Genomic DNA, 16,389 nt, shown 5'->3' with positions numbered 1-16,389 from the left:
TATGGTTAAGGTGTATGCGCCGGCCTCAATTGGTAACGTAAGCGTCGGTTTCGACGTTCTGGGGGCCGCGGTGTCCCCGATTGACGGTACTTTGCTGGGCGATTGCGTCAGCGTAGAGGCTGCCGAAACGTTCAGTTTGCAGAATGCCGGCCGTTTCGTCAGCAAACTGCCGGACGACCCGAAAGAGAATATCGTTTACCAATGCTGGGAGCGTTTCTGTCAGGAAATTGGTCAACAGATCCCGGTGGCGATGCGGCTTGAAAAGAATATGCCGATCGGCTCCGGGCTGGGCTCAAGCGCCTGTTCGGTGGTCGCTGGGTTGATGGCGATGAATGAATTTTGCAACCGCCCATTGGATAAAATGACGCTGTTGGGCCTGATGGGCGAGCTGGAAGGCCGCATCTCCGGCAGCGTACATTACGATAATGTGGCGCCTTGCTATCTCGGCGGCCTGCAGTTAATGCTGGAAGAAGAAGGCTTCATCAGCCAGGAAGTGCCATGCTTTAAAGACTGGCTGTGGGTGATGGCCTACCCGGGCATTAAGGTATCCACCGCCGAAGCGCGTGCGATCTTGCCCGCGCAGTATCGTCGTCAGGACTGTATCAGCCACGGCCGTTATCTGGCGGGTTTCATCCATGCCTGCCATACCCAGCAACCGCAATTGGCCGCCAAACTGATGCAGGATGTGATTGCCGAGCCGTATCGCACCCGCCTGTTGCCGGGCTTTGCCGAAGCGCGCAAAGCCGCGCAGGACATCGGTGCGTTGGCTTGCGGTATCTCCGGCTCTGGCCCGACGCTGTTCGCCGTTTGCAACGACAGTGCGACCGCACAGCGCATGGCTGACTGGCTGACTCATCACTATCTGCAAAACGACGAAGGTTTTGTTCATATTTGCCGTCTGGATACCGCAGGCGCACGACTACTGGGATAACGCATGAAACTGTACAACCTTAAGGATCACAACGAGCAGGTCAGCTTCGCACAGGCGATCAAACAGGGCCTGGGTAAACAGCAAGGGCTGTTTTTCCCGCTGGAGCTGCCGGAATTTGAACTGACGGAAATCGACCAGTTGCTGGAACAGGATTTTGTCACGCGCAGCAGCCGTATTCTGTCGGCGTTTATTGGTGATGAAGTTTCTGAAGAAGCATTGCATAAGCGTGTGGCGGCGGCCTTTGAATTCCCTGCGCCAGTCGCGCAAGTCGAAGACGACATCGCCTGTCTGGAGCTGTTCCATGGCCCAACGCTGGCGTTCAAAGACTTCGGCGGCCGCTTTATGGCGCAAATGCTGGCAGAAGTGGCGGGCGATCAGCCGGTGACTATTCTGACTGCGACTTCCGGTGATACCGGCGCTGCGGTAGCGCATGCGTTCTACGGCCTGAAGAATGTACGCGTGGTGATCCTGTATCCGCAGGGCAAAATCAGCCCGCTGCAGGAAAAACTGTTCTGCACCCTGGGTGGCAACATCCATACCGTGGCGATCGACGGTGACTTCGATGCTTGCCAGGCGCTGGTGAAACAGGCATTCGACGATCAGGAATTGAAAGAAGCACTGCATCTGAACTCGGCTAACTCTATTAATATCAGCCGACTGCTGGCACAGATTTGTTATTACTTCGAAGCGGTAGCGCAACTGCCGCAAGAAGCACGCAATCAGTTGGTGATCTCGGTACCAAGTGGCAACTTCGGTGATTTGACTGCCGGCCTGCTGGCCAAGTCATTGGGTCTGCCGGTGAAGCGTTTTATCGCCGCGACCAATGCCAATGACACCGTGCCGCGCTTCCTGACTAACGGCCAGTGGCAACCACACGCCACCGTGGCGACATTGTCGAATGCGATGGACGTTAGCCAGCCGAACAACTGGCCGCGGGTAGAAGAACTGTTCCGTCGTAAGATCTGGCAGTTGAAAGAGCTGGGCCACGCAACGGTCAGTGACGAAACTACCAAAGACAGTATGCGCGAGCTGGCACAATTGGGCTATCTCTCCGAACCGCACGCGGCAATCGCTTATCGCGCATTGCGCGATCAGTTGCAGGAGGGGGAGTTTGGCCTGTTCCTGGGTACCGCGCATCCGGCCAAGTTCAAAGAGAGCGTAGAAGAGATCCTGGGTCAGGAACTGCCACTGCCGAAGGCGCTGGCGCTGCGTGCTGATTTGCCGCTGTTGTCGCATAACCTGCCCGCCGGTTTTGGCGAACTGCGCAAGTTCCTGATGGCCTTGCCAGCCTAATCCTGCTGGGGACATAAAAAAGCGAAAAGCCGTCATTGCGACGGCTTTTTTTATGGCTGAGACGGATTACTGCTCGGGGCGTTTGAACACCAGCTCGTTGCCTTTGGAATTGGCCTCATCAAAGGCATAGCCTTCTAGGTTGAAATCAAGCAGTTGTTCACGCTGCGTCAGGCGGTTTTTGATGATAAAGCGGCTCATCAACCCGCGTGCTTTCTTGGCGTAGAAGCTGATGACTTTGTATTTGCCGTTTTTCTCGTCGAGGAACACCGGTTTAATCAGCTCACCGTGCAGTTTGGCCGGTTTCACTGATTTGAAGTATTCGTCGGAAGCCAGGTTGACCACCACGTCGTCACCCTGCTGTTCCAATGCCTCGTTGAGCTTTTTAGTAATTTGCTCGCCCCAGAAACTGTACAGATCCTTGCCCTTGGCATTTTCCAGTTTGATGCCCATCTCCAGACGGTAAGGCATCATCAGATCAAGCGGGCGTAACACGCCGTACAGCCCGGACAGCATGCGCAGATGTTGTTGGGCGAAATCAAAGTCATCTTCGCTGAAATCCTGTGCGTGCAGGCCGGTATAAACGTCGCCTTTAAAAGCCAGCAGGGCCTGGCGGGCATTGTCCGGGGTGAATTTTGGTTGCCAGTCGCCAAAGCGAGCGGCGTTCAGGCCGGCCAGTTTATCGCTGATGCCCATCAGCTTGGAGATTTGTACCGGCGTCAGATCGCGGCAGATTTTGATCAACTGCTTAGATTTGTCCAACAGTTCCGGCTGTGTAAAGCGTTCTGTCGCCAGCGGGCTTTCATAATCAAGAGTTTTTGCAGGTGAAATAATAACGAGCATGGCCAGATCCTGTTTATCCAAGAACGACTACTGTAGCAAAAAGCGCGGCAAAAAGGGTCAATGGGTCTGATAGGCAGGGCGCATGTGATGATGCGCCCACCTAAATTAATTTTTGTCCCATACGCCCGGTTCAAGCTGGGATTTCAGTTCGGGGAAGCGGTTGGCGTCGAAAGTGGGTAATTTCCCCAGTGTTCGCTGACGGTGGTAATCATTCGCCAGTTTCAGCGCCACACGTGACAGCAGCAGGATTGCAGTCAGGTTGGTAATGGCCATTAAAGCCATAGAGGTATCGGCCATTTTCCATACCACCGGGAGCTCTGCCAATGCGCCAAACATCACCATGCCCAGCGCGGCGCAACGGAAAATCAGCAAACCTGCCGGGTGGTTGTGCTCCAGGAACAACAGATTGCTCTCGGCATAGGCATAGTTGGCAATAATAGAGGTAAAGGCGAAAAAGAAAATGGCGATGGCGACAAACGGCGAGCCCCAACTGCCCACGGCGGCGGAAAGTGCCCGCTGCGTCATGTCGATACCGCTGATGTTGGCTACCGGTTGGTCCAATACGCCAGAGGACAGAATGATTGCGGCGGTCGCGCTGCAAATCACAATGGTATCAATAAATACCCCGAGCATTTGCACATAGCCCTGAGAAGCCGGGTGTGGCGGATAAGGTGAAGCGGAGGCCGCGGCATTGGGTGCGGAACCCATGCCTGCCTCGTTGGAAAACAGACCGCGCTGAACGCCCTGAGTCATCGCCTGAGAAATGCCATAGCCGACAGCGCCTGCTGCTGCTTCTTGCAGCCCGAAAGCGCTTTTAACCACCAGAGACAGGATTGCTGGCATATGCTCAATGTTATGGCCAATCACCCACAGGGCTAGCAACAAATAAGCGGCTGCCATCACAGGGACGACCAACTCGGCCACGCGGGCGACGGAACGAATGCCGCCGAAAATCACGATGCCGCTCAGGACTACCAGGCCGATACCGACATACAGCGGTTTCACGTGGAAGGCGACGGCGGACGCCTGAGCGATAGAGTTGGCTTGCACGGCGTTGAACACCAGGCCAAAGGCGATGATCAAAAAGATTGAGAACAATACGCCCATCCAGCGCATGCCCAGACCTTTCTCCATATAATAAGCTGGGCCACCGCGATAGTTACCCTGACGGTCTTTGGTTTTGTAGAGCTGCGCCAGGCTGCTTTCTACAAAGGACGTGGCCATGCCGATAAACGCCACTACCCACATCCAGAAGATAGCCCCAGGGCCACCGGCGGTGAGGGCGATCGCTACTCCCGTAAGGTTGCCGGTACCAACGCGGGCGGCGAGGGTGGTACAGAGTGCTTGAAAAGAGGAGATGCCAGCGCTGTCGCTCTTGTTGCTGTGTTTGAGCACCGAGAACATATGGCTGAAATGGCGGACCTGAATAAAACGGGTACGCAGCGTGAAATAAATGCCTGTACCAAGCAGCAAATAAATCAGTACCGAACCCCACAAAATATTATTTATAAAATTCATCAGGTCCGTCACGGATCCCTCCTTGTTGAATTTGTTGCGCACCACGCCGTATCCACCGCGGGTGAAAAGACATTGCTTGAATTTTTACAAGAGCTTAGCTGAAACCAGCCTGGTTCTGAGCAATTGAGATTTTTCTCAGATTTTGTCACCCATTGCACTAATTTTCGCGAATTTAACATAATTTATTCAATCGATAGCACGTTATTGCCTTTTCATCAGCTCGAGAATGGCGAAAGATAGCGGCGTAAACGGTTGCTCGCTCAAGGATAAAACTAGCGTCGCCAGGCCGTGATTTTCCAGCCTTGCACCGGGCCTTACGCATGTTATTATCAGGGCAGGGCATGGTTGAACGATGCCAAAAGTTCATGCACACACGATGAGATAATGCCAACATGACCGATAAATTAACTTCCCTGCGCCAACTGACTACCGTGGTTGCAGATACGGGCGATATCGCGGCAATGAAGCTGTATCAACCGCAAGATGCTACGACCAACCCTTCGCTGATCCTCAATGCAGCCCAAATTCCTGAATACCGCAAACTGATTGACGAAGCCATTGCCTGGGCACGCGAGCAGAGCAGCGATCGCGAACAGCAGATTGCCGATGCCGCCGACAAGCTGGCCGTTAACATTGGTCTGGAAATCCTGAAGCTGGTCCCGGGCCGCATCTCCACTGAAGTGGACGCACGCTTGTCTTACGACACCGTTGCCAGCGTTGCCAAGGCCAAGCGCCTGATCAAACTGTACAACGATGCCGGCATCAGCAACGATCGCATCCTGATCAAACTGGCTTCTACCTGGCAGGGCATCCGTGCCGCGGAGCAGTTGGAAAAAGAAGGCATCAACTGTAACCTGACACTGCTGTTCTCCTTCGCTCAGGCGCGTGCTTGTGCTGAAGCCGGTGTGTTCCTGATTTCTCCGTTTGTTGGCCGTATCCTCGACTGGTACAAAGCCAATGGCGACAAGAAAGAGTTCGCACCAAACGAAGATCCAGGTGTGGTTTCCGTTACTGAGATTTACCAGTATTACAAAGAGCACGGTTACAAAACCGTGGTGATGGGCGCTAGCTTCCGTAACGTTGGCGAAATCATCGAACTGGCTGGCTGTGACCGCCTGACCATCGCCCCTGCACTGCTGAAAGAGCTGGCAGAGAGCGAAGGCACGCTGGAGCGTAAACTGGCTTACACCGGCGAAGTGAAAGCGCGTCCTGCGGCGTTGACTGAGCCTGAGTTCTACTGGCAGCACAACCAGGATCCAATGGCAGTTGAGAAACTGACCGACGGTATCCGCAAGTTTGCCGTAGACCAGGGTAAGCTGGAAAAAATGATCGCCGATCTGCTGTAATTTCCGCAATCAGCGCAGAAAAAGGTGGCTTAGGCCGCCTTTTTTTATGCCCGCAGATCCCGCTGGCGGGTAGACACTTTATACTCTCTGGATTCATAACAGGGCGGGAAATGAACTCGTCCGAACCCCATCAGGCTGTAGAGGTTACGCATGGACATATTACGTATTGGTTTGGTTTCCGTTTCTGACCGCGCTTCTGGCGGTGTTTATCAGGATAAAGGCATACCGGCGCTGGAAGAATGGTTAACCGCAGCGTTGGCGACGCCGTTCAAATTGGAAACCCGGCTGATCCCCGATGAGCAAACGCTGATCGAACAAACCCTGTGTGAGCTGGTGGATGAAATGGGCTGCCATCTGGTGCTGACTACCGGCGGTACAGGTCCGGCACGGCGTGATGTGACTCCAGATGCCACCTTGGCGATAGCGGATCGCGTGATGCCTGGCTTCGGTGAGCAAATGCGTCAAATCAGCCTACACTATGTGCCAACGGCAATTCTTTCGCGCCAGGTGGGGGCGATCCGCAAGCAAGCGTTGATCATCAACCTGCCGGGTCAGCCCAAGTCGATCAAAGAAACGCTGGAAGGGGTTAAGGACGAACAAGGTAAGGTGGTGGTGCACGGTATCTTCGCCAGCGTCCCTTACTGCATACAATTGCTTGAGGGGCCTTATGTGGAAACTCATGCCGCGGTGGTAGCAGCATTTCGCCCGAAGAATGCACGTCGCGAGATAAACCTCTAAATTTCAGCGTTGTGTGGGATAAATCCCAGCCGATCTGGTGTGAAAAAAATTTGCCGTTATAGTAAGGATTCGTTTACAGAAAGCCGCTGGCTTTTATTTTAACAGTCTCCTCCGACGGTACCCTATGCCTCACGATAATAATCGCCGGTTAAACCGGCAAGACTACAAAACGCTGACGTTAGCTGCTCTGGGCGGTGCGTTAGAGTTCTATGACTTCATCATTTTTGTCTTCTTTGCCGCGGTCATGGGCGAGTTGTTCTTCCCAGCAGATATGCCGGAATGGCTACGTCAGGTGCAGACCTTCGGCATCTTTGCCGCAGGTTATCTGGCACGTCCGCTGGGTGGCATCGTGATGGCGCACTTTGGCGATCTGGTCGGTCGCAAAAAAATGTTCAGCCTGAGTATTTTACTGATGGCGTTGCCAACGTTGGCGATGGGTCTGTTACCGACCTATGCCAGCATCGGCATTGCCGCACCACTGTTGCTGCTGCTGATGCGGGTGCTGCAAGGCGCGGCGATCGGCGGCGAGGTGCCGGGGGCCTGGGTGTTTGTTGCCGAGCACGTGCCGCGTCGTCGCATCGGGTTTGCCTGCGGTACGCTGACTGCCGGTCTGACCGTTGGCATCCTGCTGGGGTCGTTGGTGGCGACGGTAATTAATACCACACTCAGCCAACAAACCATTATTGAAGGCGGCTGGCGTATCCCGTTCCTGCTCGGCGGTATTTTCGGTCTGGTGGCAATGTATCTGCGCCGCTGGTTACAGGAAACGCCGATCTTCATCGAGATGCAGGCACGGAAAGCCTTGGCGGAGGAGCTGCCGCTGAAGTCCGTAGTACTTAACCATCGCAAGGAAGTCGTGGTGTCGATGCTACTGACCTGGCTGCTGTCTGCCGGCATTGTGGTGGTGATTCTGATGACGCCGACCTATTTGCAAAAACAGTTTGGCATCGCCCCGGCGCTGTCGCTGCAAGCTAACAGCATTGCCACCATTATGTTGATTGCCGGTTGTATTATCGCTGGGCTGTCGGCGGATCGCTTTGGTGCCAGCAAAACCTTTATTGTTGGCAGCATGTTACTGGCTGGCTGCAGTTGGTTGTTTTATCGGACGGTGGGAGAACACCCGGAAATGTTGTTCGCCTGCTATGCGCTGGTGGGCTTCAGCGTGGGTGTCGTAGGGGCTGTACCCTATGTAATGGTGCGGGCTTTCCCAGCGGAAGTGCGGTTTACCGGGATTTCGTTCTCATATAATGTCGCATACGCTATTTTTGGGGGTTTAACCCCAATATTTGTAACGTTGATCATGAAGTTAACCCCGTTAGCACCCGCTTACTATGTATTGGCGTTGTCGGGTATTGGGTTGCTGCTGGGAATATACCTGCACCGTGACCTGAACAGTGAAACCAAGGTACAGCGGGCCCGCTCTTACAGCTAAAAAAAGCCCTGCAATAATTGCAGGGCTTTTTGTTTCAGTGGCGGTGATTATGCCGCCGCGCGAATCGGCTCTACATTGTTGACGTTGGGTTCGCCAATCGGCAGAACCTTACGACCAAATTGCTCGTTGAGCACTTCTGCCATTGCCAGATAAATGGCACTGGCTCCGCAGATAATTCCTTCATAACCCGCAACGTTCAGCAGCGCATGATTGCCCGTGATATTGCCAATCGCCAGCAAGGCGAACAGCAGTGTCAGGCTACCGAACACGAACTGCAGCACACGGTTGGCGCGCAGAGTACCGAAGAACATGAACAGTGTGAAGACGCCCCACAATGCCAGATAAATACCCAGTACGCTGGCGTCGGTCGGTTCGGCCAGACCCAGGCGTGGCAGCAGAAGCAGACCGACCAGGCTCAGCCAGAAGCTGCCATAAGAGATAAAGGCAGTCATGCCGAAGGTGTTGCCCTTCTTGTATTCCAGCAGGCCGGCCATAATTTGGGCCAGTCCGCCGAAGAAAATCCCCATACTGATAATGGCGGAATTCAATGGGAAAAAGCCCGCGTTGTGCAGGTTCAGCAAGACGGTGGTCATCCCGAAGCCCATCAGGCCGAGAGGGCCGGGATTCGCCAACTTGTTGGTGTGCATAAGTCCTCTGCAATAACAGAAAATTAACGGAAATAGCGAAGTAAATTCATAAATGGTCTGAATGGCCGAAAAATCGATAACTTCCATCAGAGCGCGCGGCATCATAATGATCCCCGGAACAGGAAACAATGATCTGAGTGACGATAAAAAAGAAATTTTTTTCGCCTTGCCCCTTGATGCTGAGTTGGATGGCCCCATCTTATTTGCAACCGCAGTTGCTGACCGCGGCTAAGACTGAAATGTTGGGCAGTTGAAAAACAAAAATTTGCCCGCATATAGGTTAGCAACCTGACCGAATATGAATTTATTAGTGGAGACGTTTAGATGGGCAAAATTATTGGTATCGACCTGGGTACTACCAACTCTTGTGTAGCTATTATGGATGGTGGTAAAGCGCGCGTGCTGGAGAACAGCGAAGGCGACCGTACTACACCTTCGATCATCGCATATACCCAGGATGGTGAAATTCTGGTTGGCCAGCCTGCTAAGCGTCAGGCTGTTACTAACCCACAAAACACCCTGTTTGCGATCAAGCGCCTGATTGGCCGTCGCTTCCAGGATGAAGAAGCACAGCGTGATAAAGACATCATGCCGTACAAAATTGTGGCTGCTGATAACGGCGACGCATGGGTTGAAGTAAAAGGCCAGCGTGTAGCACCACCGCAGATTTCTGCTGAAGTGCTGAAGAAAATGAAGAAAACGGCTGAAGATTACCTGGGCGAACCGGTAACTGAAGCGGTTATCACTGTTCCTGCATACTTCAACGACGCACAGCGTCAGGCGACTAAAGACGCCGGTCGTATCGCAGGTCTGGAAGTAAAACGTATCATCAACGAACCGACTGCTGCTGCCCTGGCTTACGGCCTGGACAAAGAAGTTGGCAACCGTACCATCGCGGTTTATGACCTGGGTGGCGGTACTTTCGATATCTCTATTATCGAAATCGACGAAGTTGACGGCGAAAAAACCTTCGAAGTTCTGGCAACCAACGGTGATACCCACCTGGGTGGTGAAGACTTCGACAGCCGCTTGATCAACTACCTGGTGGAAGAGTTCAAGAAAGAACAAGGTTTCGATCTGCGCAATGATCCGTTGGCGATGCAGCGTCTGAAAGAAGCCGCTGAGAAAGCGAAGATCGAACTGTCTTCCGCTCAGCAGACCGACGTTAACCTGCCGTACATCACTGCAGATGCGAGCGGTCCAAAACACATGAACATTAAAGTGACCCGTGCAAAACTCGAGTCGCTGGTTGAAGATCTGGTTGCGCGTTCTATCGAGCCACTGAAAGTAGCTCTGAAAGATGCAGGCCTGTCGGTTTCCGACATCCAGGACGTGATCCTGGTGGGCGGCCAGACCCGTATGCCAATGGTTCAGAAGAAAGTTGCTGACTTCTTCGGTAAAGAACCACGTAAAGACGTTAACCCGGACGAAGCCGTTGCGGTGGGTGCTGCGGTACAGGGCGGCGTGTTGGCCGGTGATGTGAAGGACGTTCTGCTGCTGGACGTTACCCCGCTGTCGCTGGGTATCGAAACCATGGGCAGCGTGATGACTCCGCTGATCACCAAAAACACCACTATCCCGACCAAGCACAGCCAGGTGTTCTCTACCGCTGAAGACAACCAGTCTGCGGTAACCATCCACGTGCTGCAGGGTGAGCGTAAACGCGCTAACGATAACAAGTCACTGGGCCAGTTCAATCTGGACGGCATCCAGGCTGCTCCACGCGGTATGGCGCAGATCGAAGTTACCTTCGATATCGACGCCGACGGTATTCTGCACGTGTCTGCTAAAGACAAGAATACTGGCCGTGAGCAGAAAATCACCATCAAGGCTTCTTCTGGTCTGAACGAAGAAGAAATCCAGAAAATGGTGCGTGATGCTGAGCTGAACGCCGAAGCGGACCGTAAGTTCGAAGAGCTGGTGCAGACCCGTAACCAGGCTGACCATCTGATCCACGGTACCCGTAAGCAGTTGGAAGAAGCGGGCGACAAACTGCCGGCAGAAGACAAAACGGCTATTGAAGCTGCGCTGAAAGATCTGGAAGCTGCGATTAAAGGCGAAGATAAAGCCGAGATCGAAGCGAAGACCCAGGCTCTGGTGCAGGTTTCTGGCAAACTGCTGGAAATGGCTCAGGCGCAGCAGGCTCAGCAAAGTGCTGATGCTGGTGCTGACAACGCGGCGCAGAAAGACGACGACGTGGTTGACGCTGAGTTCGAAGAAGTTAAAGACAAAAAATAATCGCCCTTAAGCGGGCACGTAACGGCCGAGAGGCCGTTACTGGAAACCAGCACGGGCGTCGAGGCAACTCTGCGCCCGTGCACGCATGTTAAGGGTTACAGAAATAATGGCGAAGAAAGACTATTACGAGATTCTCGGCGTCTCCAAGACGGCGGAAGAGCGTGACATAAAAAAGGCGTATAAGCGCCTGGCGATGAAATACCATCCTGACCGTAACCAGGATCAAGACGCCGAAGCCAAGTTTAAAGAGATCAAGGAAGCGTACGAAGTCCTGACCGACGATCAAAAACGTGCCGCCTACGATCAGTACGGCCACGCAGCCTTTGAACAAGGCGGTATGGGCGGTGGTGGTGGGTTTGGCGGCGGCGGTGCCGACTTCAGCGATATCTTTGGCGACGTGTTTGGCGATATCTTTGGTGGTGGTCGCCGTCAGCGTGCCAGTCGCGGTTCTGATCTGCGTTACAACATGGAGCTCTCCCTTGAGGAAGCGGTTCGTGGTGTAACCAAAGAGATCCGTATTCCGACGCTGGAAGAGTGTGGCGTTTGTCACGGCAGCGGTGCTAAACCAGGCAGTTCGCCAGTGACTTGCCCAACCTGTCACGGTCAAGGCCAGGTGCAAATGCGCCAGGGCTTCTTTACCGTGCAGCAGGCCTGTCCACATTGCCATGGACGCGGTCAAATTATCAAAGACCCGTGCAACAGCTGTCATGGCCACGGTCGGGTAGAGAAAGCCAAAACGCTGTCGGTGAAAATCCCGGCTGGCGTTGATACTGGCGACCGCATCCGCTTAGCGGGTGAGGGTGAAGCCGGTGAGCATGGCGCACCAGCGGGCGATCTGTACGTTCAGGTTCAGGTGAAAGCGCACCCGATCTTCGAGCGTGAAGGGAATAACCTGTACTGTGAAGTGCCAATCAACTTCGCAATGGCAGCATTGGGCGGTGAGATCGAAGTGCCAACGCTGGATGGCCGCGTGAAGCTGAAAGTACCGTCAGAAACCCAGACGGGCAAACTGTTCCGCATGCGTGGCAAGGGTGTTAAATCAGTACGTGGTGGCAGCCAGGGCGACCTGTTGTGCCGCGTGGTGGTGGAAACTCCTGTTAACCTGAACGACAAACAGAAGCAATTGCTGAAGGAACTGGAAGAAAGCCTGGGTGGCCCTTCTGGTGATAAAAACAGCCCCCGTTCGAAGAGCTTCTTCGACGGTGTGAAAAAGTTTTTTGATGACCTGACGCGTTAAGCTACTGTTCTGTCAGAGTACTGCATAACCCCGGCGTCAAAACCGGGGTTTTTTATTGGTTATTGTGTGCCAATAACCCTATATAAAGTGTGATGCTTATCGTAAATTACTCGGTTTTTACGATTGTTAAAGCATTTATAAACGTGTTTTATCGAGCTAAATCGCCGTCTATACTCATTCCATTACTTTGTTTGCGAGGCCATTTCTGCTTCGCGCATCTCTGGAGAGACGTATTGTGACCAATATCATTCGTCAATTTTTACGTCAGGAAGCCGCAGGCGGCATTATCCTGATCGTAGCCGCGATTATCGCGTTGATCATGGCCAATACCCCAGCCCAGGGGATTTATCATGCTTTCCTCAATTTACCTGTCATGGTGAAAGTGTCCTCACTGGAAATTGCCAAGCCGTTGCTGCTGTGGATTAACGACGGCCTGATGGCGATCTTTTTCCTGGTGGTTGGGCTGGAGGTCAAGCGTGAACTGATGCAGGGTTCATTGGCCGGACGTGACAAGGCGGTGTTTCCCGCTATTGCTGCGTTGGGCGGCATGTTGGCACCGGCATTAATTTACCTGCTGTTCAACGGCGCTGATGAGGTTACTCGCCAGGGCTGGGCAATTCCGGCGGCAACTGATATTGCGTTTGCCCTTGGGGTAATGGCGCTGTTGGGGAACCGCGTACCCACCAGCCTGAAGGTGTTCCTGCTGGCGCTGGCGATTATCGATGACCTGGGTGTGATCGTGATTATCGCACTGTTCTATACCCATGAAGTGTCGATGGCGGCGTTGGGTGTAGCTGCCGCGTCTGTTGCGGTGCTGGCATTTATGAACTGGCGTGGCGTAGGGAAAACCTCGCTTTATATGATTGTCGGCCTGGTGCTGTGGGTGGCTATCCTCAAGTCCGGGGTACACGCGACCCTGGCGGGTGTAATTATTGGCTTCATGATCCCGTTGAACGTGAAGAAAGGCCCATCTCCTTCGGAGACTCTGGAGCACGAGCTGCACCCATGGGTGGCGTTCCTGATTCTGCCGCTGTTCGCTTTTGCCAATGCGGGTGTTTCATTACAGGGCGTGTCACTGAGTGGGCTGACCTCACTGCTCCCTGTCGGTATCGCAGCGGGCCTGTTCATCGGTAAGCCGTTGGGTATCTTCACCTTTAGCCTGCTGGCGGTGAAGTTGGGCATTGCCAAACTGCCTGAAGGAATTGGTTTCAAACAGGTGTTTGCCGTTTCCGTGCTCTGTGGTATTGGTTTCACCATGTCAATTTTCATCGCTTCGCTGGCATTTGGCGATGCGGATGTCGTACTAAGCACGTATTCGCGGCTGGGTATCCTGATTGGGTCAACCACGGCGGCGGTGGTCGGGTACGGTCTGTTGCGCATGTCGTTACCACGAGTCAGATAACCCCTTTAGGGGATCCTCTGTTCGTAAGTACAGATTACAATAGCTGGTCGGAGCTGCGCAGTATAAAATATGCGCAGCTTCGACCGTTCTGTTTGGGACGAATGCAGCAACAGGTTGTCTGAAACAGGGAAAGGACATTAGTCGCTCGTCACGGTCGATCGTTTAACCTGACGAAATGTTAAGGAGAGCACCTCGTGAGGATGTCGCATATTAACTTTAATCACCTTTACTACTTCTGGCAGGTCTGCAAGGAAGGTTCGGTGGTCGGCGCCGCTGAAGCATTGTTTCTGACGCCGCAGACCATTACCGGCCAGATCAAAGCACTGGAAGAACGTTTGGACGGCAAGCTGTTCAAGCGTCAGGGGCGTGGGCTAGTGCCTTCTGAATTGGGGCAGCTGGTTTTCCGCTACGCCGACAAGATGTTTATGCTCAGCCAGGAAATGCTGGATATTGTCAATTATCGCAAGGAATCTAACCTGCTGTTCGACGTTGGGGTCGCGGATGCGCTGTCCAAACGTTTGGTGAGTCAGGTTCTGGAGACCGCGGTAGTGGTGGATAATGAGCAAATTCATCTGCGTTGCTTTGAGTCGACGCACGAGATGCTGCTCGAACAGCTCAGCCAACATAAGCTCGACATGATCTTGTCAGATTGCCCGGTGGACTCCAGCCAGCAAGAAGGGTTGTTTTCGCTCAAGCTGGGTGAATGCGGTATCAGCTTCTTTTGCCGCCAGCCGGCGCCGGACTTACCGTTCCCCGCTTGTCTTGAACAGCGCAAGCTGCTCATTCCAGGCCGGCGTTCGATGCTGGGGCGTAAGCTGCTTAACTGGTTTAACACCCAGGGTATCCAGGTAGAGATCTTGGGCGAATTTGATGATGCGGCCCTGATGAAGACCTTTGGCATGTACCACAACGCGATCTTCGTTGCACCGACGCTGTATGCGCAAGATACCTATAACGATGATGACGTGGTGGAGATTGGGCGCATTGATAGCGTGCAGGAAGAGTACTACATCATTTTTGCCGAACGTATGATCCAGCATCCCGCGGTACAACGGGTGTGCAACAAGGATTTCTCTGCACTGTTTACTTACTAGAGCGGTGAAAACAGCAGACGTAAAAAAACCGGCCTGAGCCGGTTTTTTTATCAAGCAGATAACGTAATGCTTATTGCATTGCGTTGATACGCGCAGTCAGATTTGACTTATGGCGTGCTGCTTTGTTTTTGTGGATCAGGCCTTTAGCTGCCTTGCGGTCCACGATTGGTTGCATCACGAGGAATGCGTTTTTTGCAGCTTCTTTATCGCCAGTTGCGATAGCAACTTCTACTTTCTTGATGTAGGTACGCATCATAGAGCGGCCGCTAGCGTTGTGCTTACGACGTTTCTCAGACTGTACGGCGCGTTTCTTAGCTGATTTGATATTAGCCAAGGTCCAACTCCCAAATATATTCTATTGAGGACAATTCGAAGGCCGAGGAATATCCCCTTTTAGTCTTCGTTTGTCAACGGATTTGTGCAAATAAGCGCCGTTTGTACGGGCGGCACTTGCTACGTTGTGATGGGGCAGGATTTTACCAGCTTCGGTCATGGGAATACAGTGTTTCGCGAGAAAATTCGCCAATGAGTTGCTGTATTGGCCGCAAGCTGTTGGTCGTGGTCGATAATCAGCTTCATGTTGCCGGATAAACTGCGGTTAGGGCGTTTCACCTGCAGATTATCTCCGGTATGGTATGTCTATTACACAAAGGCACCAATCGCGGGTTAACCTTAACCGCTGTACAAGGTATAATCCGGCGATTTCCACTGTTTTGAGCCAGCTATGGAGCTAATTCGCGGCATTCACAATATCCGGGCACGCCACCATGGTTGTGTGCTCACCATCGGCAACTTTGACGGCGTACACCGCGGTCACCAAGCGTTGCTGGAGCAGCTGAAACAAGAGGGGCAACGCCTCGGGCTGCCAGTGATGGTCATGATCTTTGAGCCGCAACCGCTGGAAATGTTTGCAGCGGACAAGGCACCGGCCAGACTCACGCGTTTGCGTGATAAGGCCAAATATCTGGCGCAAGCGGGCGTTGACTACCTGCTGTGCGTCAAGTTTGACCCGCGTTTTGCCGCCAACACGGCACAGGCGTTCGTTGCCGAATTGCTGGTGGAAAAACTGGGCGTGAAATTCCTGATGGTCGGGGATGATTTTCGCTTTGGCGCGACGCGTCAGGGCGATTTTCCGCTATTGCAAAAAGCCGGGATAGAATACGGTTTTGAAGTGATCAGCACGCCGACCTTCCGTGAAGGCGATCAACGTATCAGCAGTACGGCGATTCGCAATGCACTGCGTGATGATGATCTGGCGCAGGCTGAAACGCTGTTGGGTCATCCGTACAGCATTTCAGGCCGAGTAGTACACGGTGATGAACTGGGCCGCACCATCGGCTTCCCTACGGCCAACCTGCCGCTGAAACGCCTGGTTGCACCGGTAAAAGGGGTCTATGCGGTGGAAGTGTATGGCCTGGGGCCTGAACCGCTACCTGGCGTAGCCAATATTGGTACGCGACCAACCGTTGCCGGCGTGCGCCAACAGCTGGAAGTCCATCTGTTGGATGTCACAATGGATCTTTACGGGCGCCATATTGACGTGGTGCTCCGCGCGAAATTGCGCAATGAACAGCGTTTTGCTTCGCTCGATGCCCTGAAGCAGCAAATCGCCAATGATGTGGTGACGGCCCGGAAGTTTTTCGGGTTAAAAACACTGGTTTAATCGTTTACCC

The 16,389-nt window shown here is 53.4% G+C and carries 15 protein-coding genes; 11 read left to right on the top strand and 4 right to left on the bottom strand.

Annotated elements, in window-relative coordinates:
- Position 1 precedes the first annotated feature (1 nt).
- The gene (gene thrB, locus SGR01S_RS10290; protein WP_037420644.1) at positions 2 to 931 is read left to right on the top strand and encodes a homoserine kinase; all 930 of its coding nucleotides are present in this window, start codon (positions 2 to 4) and stop codon (positions 929 to 931) included.
- A 3-nt stretch (positions 932 to 934) separates the two neighbouring features.
- Entirely contained in the window at positions 935 to 2,224 is a 1,290-nt protein-coding gene (gene thrC / locus SGR01S_RS10285) for a threonine synthase (protein WP_061807391.1), read from the top strand.
- 66 nt (positions 2,225 to 2,290) lie between these two features.
- On the opposite strand, the gene yaaA is transcribed toward thrC, so the two are convergent.
- Both yaaA and SGR01S_RS10275 read right to left on the bottom strand, forming a co-directional pair.
- Positions 2,291 to 3,064, bottom strand: a complete 774-nt coding sequence (yaaA, locus tag SGR01S_RS10280; RefSeq protein WP_061807390.1) for a peroxide stress protein YaaA — start codon at positions 3,062 to 3,064, stop codon at positions 2,291 to 2,293.
- 105 nt (positions 3,065 to 3,169) lie between these two features.
- Positions 3,170 to 4,594 carry an alanine/glycine:cation symporter family protein gene (locus tag SGR01S_RS10275; protein ID WP_061807389.1) on the bottom strand — a complete coding sequence of 475 codons (1,425 nt, stop codon included), beginning with the start codon at positions 4,592 to 4,594 and terminating at the stop codon, positions 3,170 to 3,172.
- 380 nt (positions 4,595 to 4,974) lie between these two features.
- On the opposite strand from SGR01S_RS10275, the gene tal reads away from it, so the two are divergent.
- The 3 genes from tal (at position 4,975) to SGR01S_RS10260 (ending at position 8,098) form a co-directional block, all read left to right on the top strand.
- The gene (tal, locus tag SGR01S_RS10270; RefSeq protein ID WP_037420655.1) at positions 4,975 to 5,928 is read left to right on the top strand and encodes a transaldolase; all 954 of its coding nucleotides are present in this window, start codon (positions 4,975 to 4,977) and stop codon (positions 5,926 to 5,928) included.
- A gap of 150 nt (positions 5,929 to 6,078) precedes the next feature.
- A complete protein-coding gene (mog, locus tag SGR01S_RS10265; RefSeq protein ID WP_037420658.1) occupies positions 6,079 to 6,666 on the top strand; it encodes a molybdopterin adenylyltransferase in 588 nt (195 codons plus the stop codon).
- Between the two features lie 124 nt (positions 6,667 to 6,790).
- Positions 6,791 to 8,098 (top strand): MFS transporter, encoded by a 1,308-nt coding sequence (locus SGR01S_RS10260; protein WP_061807388.1) that lies wholly within the window; start codon positions 6,791 to 6,793, stop codon positions 8,096 to 8,098.
- 47 nt (positions 8,099 to 8,145) lie between these two features.
- Here SGR01S_RS10260 and satP read toward each other — a convergent pair whose 3' ends face one another.
- A complete protein-coding gene (satP, locus tag SGR01S_RS10255) occupies positions 8,146 to 8,745 on the bottom strand; it encodes an acetate uptake transporter (RefSeq protein ID WP_037420812.1) in 600 nt (199 codons plus the stop codon).
- A gap of 61 nt (positions 8,746 to 8,806) precedes the next feature.
- Here satP and SGR01S_RS24175 point away from each other — a divergent pair, with 61 nt between their 5' ends.
- The 5 genes from SGR01S_RS24175 to nhaR all read left to right on the top strand — a co-directional run bounded on the left by SGR01S_RS24175 (position 8,807) and on the right by nhaR (position 14,716).
- The gene (locus SGR01S_RS24175; RefSeq protein ID WP_156479095.1) at positions 8,807 to 8,977 is read left to right on the top strand and encodes a hypothetical protein; all 171 of its coding nucleotides are present in this window, start codon (positions 8,807 to 8,809) and stop codon (positions 8,975 to 8,977) included.
- Between the two features lie 92 nt (positions 8,978 to 9,069).
- The gene (dnaK, locus tag SGR01S_RS10250) at positions 9,070 to 10,983 is read left to right on the top strand and encodes a molecular chaperone DnaK (protein ID WP_061807387.1); all 1,914 of its coding nucleotides are present in this window, start codon (positions 9,070 to 9,072) and stop codon (positions 10,981 to 10,983) included.
- Between the two features lie 106 nt (positions 10,984 to 11,089).
- Complete coding sequence (gene dnaJ, locus SGR01S_RS10245) at positions 11,090 to 12,220, top strand: molecular chaperone DnaJ (RefSeq protein ID WP_037420667.1); 1,131 nt, start codon at positions 11,090 to 11,092, stop codon at positions 12,218 to 12,220.
- Between the two features lie 235 nt (positions 12,221 to 12,455).
- Positions 12,456 to 13,622 (top strand): Na+/H+ antiporter NhaA, encoded by a 1,167-nt coding sequence (gene nhaA, locus SGR01S_RS10240; RefSeq protein WP_037420670.1) that lies wholly within the window; start codon positions 12,456 to 12,458, stop codon positions 13,620 to 13,622.
- Positions 13,623 to 13,816: 194 nt separating this feature from the next.
- Positions 13,817 to 14,716, top strand: a complete 900-nt coding sequence (gene nhaR / locus SGR01S_RS10235) for a transcriptional activator NhaR (protein WP_037420673.1) — start codon at positions 13,817 to 13,819, stop codon at positions 14,714 to 14,716.
- Positions 14,717 to 14,786: 70 nt separating this feature from the next.
- Here nhaR and rpsT read toward each other — a convergent pair whose 3' ends face one another.
- A complete protein-coding gene (gene rpsT / locus SGR01S_RS10230) occupies positions 14,787 to 15,050 on the bottom strand; it encodes a 30S ribosomal protein S20 (RefSeq protein ID WP_037420676.1) in 264 nt (87 codons plus the stop codon).
- Between the two features lie 390 nt (positions 15,051 to 15,440).
- On the opposite strand from rpsT, the gene ribF reads away from it, so the two are divergent.
- On the top strand, positions 15,441 to 16,379 hold the full coding sequence (gene ribF / locus SGR01S_RS10225; RefSeq protein WP_061807386.1) for a bifunctional riboflavin kinase/FAD synthetase: 939 nt from the start codon (positions 15,441 to 15,443) through the stop codon (positions 16,377 to 16,379).
- The last annotated feature ends 10 nt before the right edge of the window (positions 16,380 to 16,389 follow it).

Origin of the sequence: Serratia grimesii NBRC 13537 (assembly GCF_001590905.1) — a bacterium.
In the GTDB taxonomy this organism is placed as follows: Bacteria; Pseudomonadota; Gammaproteobacteria; order Enterobacterales; family Enterobacteriaceae; genus Serratia; species Serratia grimesii.
Note: the sequence above shows the minus strand (reverse complement) of the source record. Positions and strands in the feature narration are given on the sequence as shown.

Coding starts and splice junctions, on each gene's coding strand:
- thrC (WP_061807391.1), top strand. CDS start 935: ATGAAACTGTACAACCTTAAGGATCACAACGAGCAGGTCAGCTTCGCA.
- mog (WP_037420658.1), top strand. CDS start 6,079: ATGGACATATTACGTATTGGTTTGGTTTCCGTTTCTGACCGCGCTTCT.
- tal (WP_037420655.1), top strand. CDS start 4,975: ATGACCGATAAATTAACTTCCCTGCGCCAACTGACTACCGTGGTTGCA.
- SGR01S_RS24175 (WP_156479095.1), top strand. CDS start 8,807: ATGGCCGAAAAATCGATAACTTCCATCAGAGCGCGCGGCATCATAATG.
- satP (WP_037420812.1), bottom strand. CDS start 8,745: ATGCACACCAACAAGTTGGCGAATCCCGGCCCTCTCGGCCTGATGGGC.
- dnaJ (WP_037420667.1), top strand. CDS start 11,090: ATGGCGAAGAAAGACTATTACGAGATTCTCGGCGTCTCCAAGACGGCG.
- dnaK (WP_061807387.1), top strand. CDS start 9,070: ATGGGCAAAATTATTGGTATCGACCTGGGTACTACCAACTCTTGTGTA.
- thrB (WP_037420644.1), top strand. CDS start 2: ATGGTTAAGGTGTATGCGCCGGCCTCAATTGGTAACGTAAGCGTCGGT.
- ribF (WP_061807386.1), top strand. CDS start 15,441: ATGGAGCTAATTCGCGGCATTCACAATATCCGGGCACGCCACCATGGT.
- yaaA (WP_061807390.1), bottom strand. CDS start 3,064: ATGCTCGTTATTATTTCACCTGCAAAAACTCTTGATTATGAAAGCCCG.
- SGR01S_RS10260 (WP_061807388.1), top strand. CDS start 6,791: ATGCCTCACGATAATAATCGCCGGTTAAACCGGCAAGACTACAAAACG.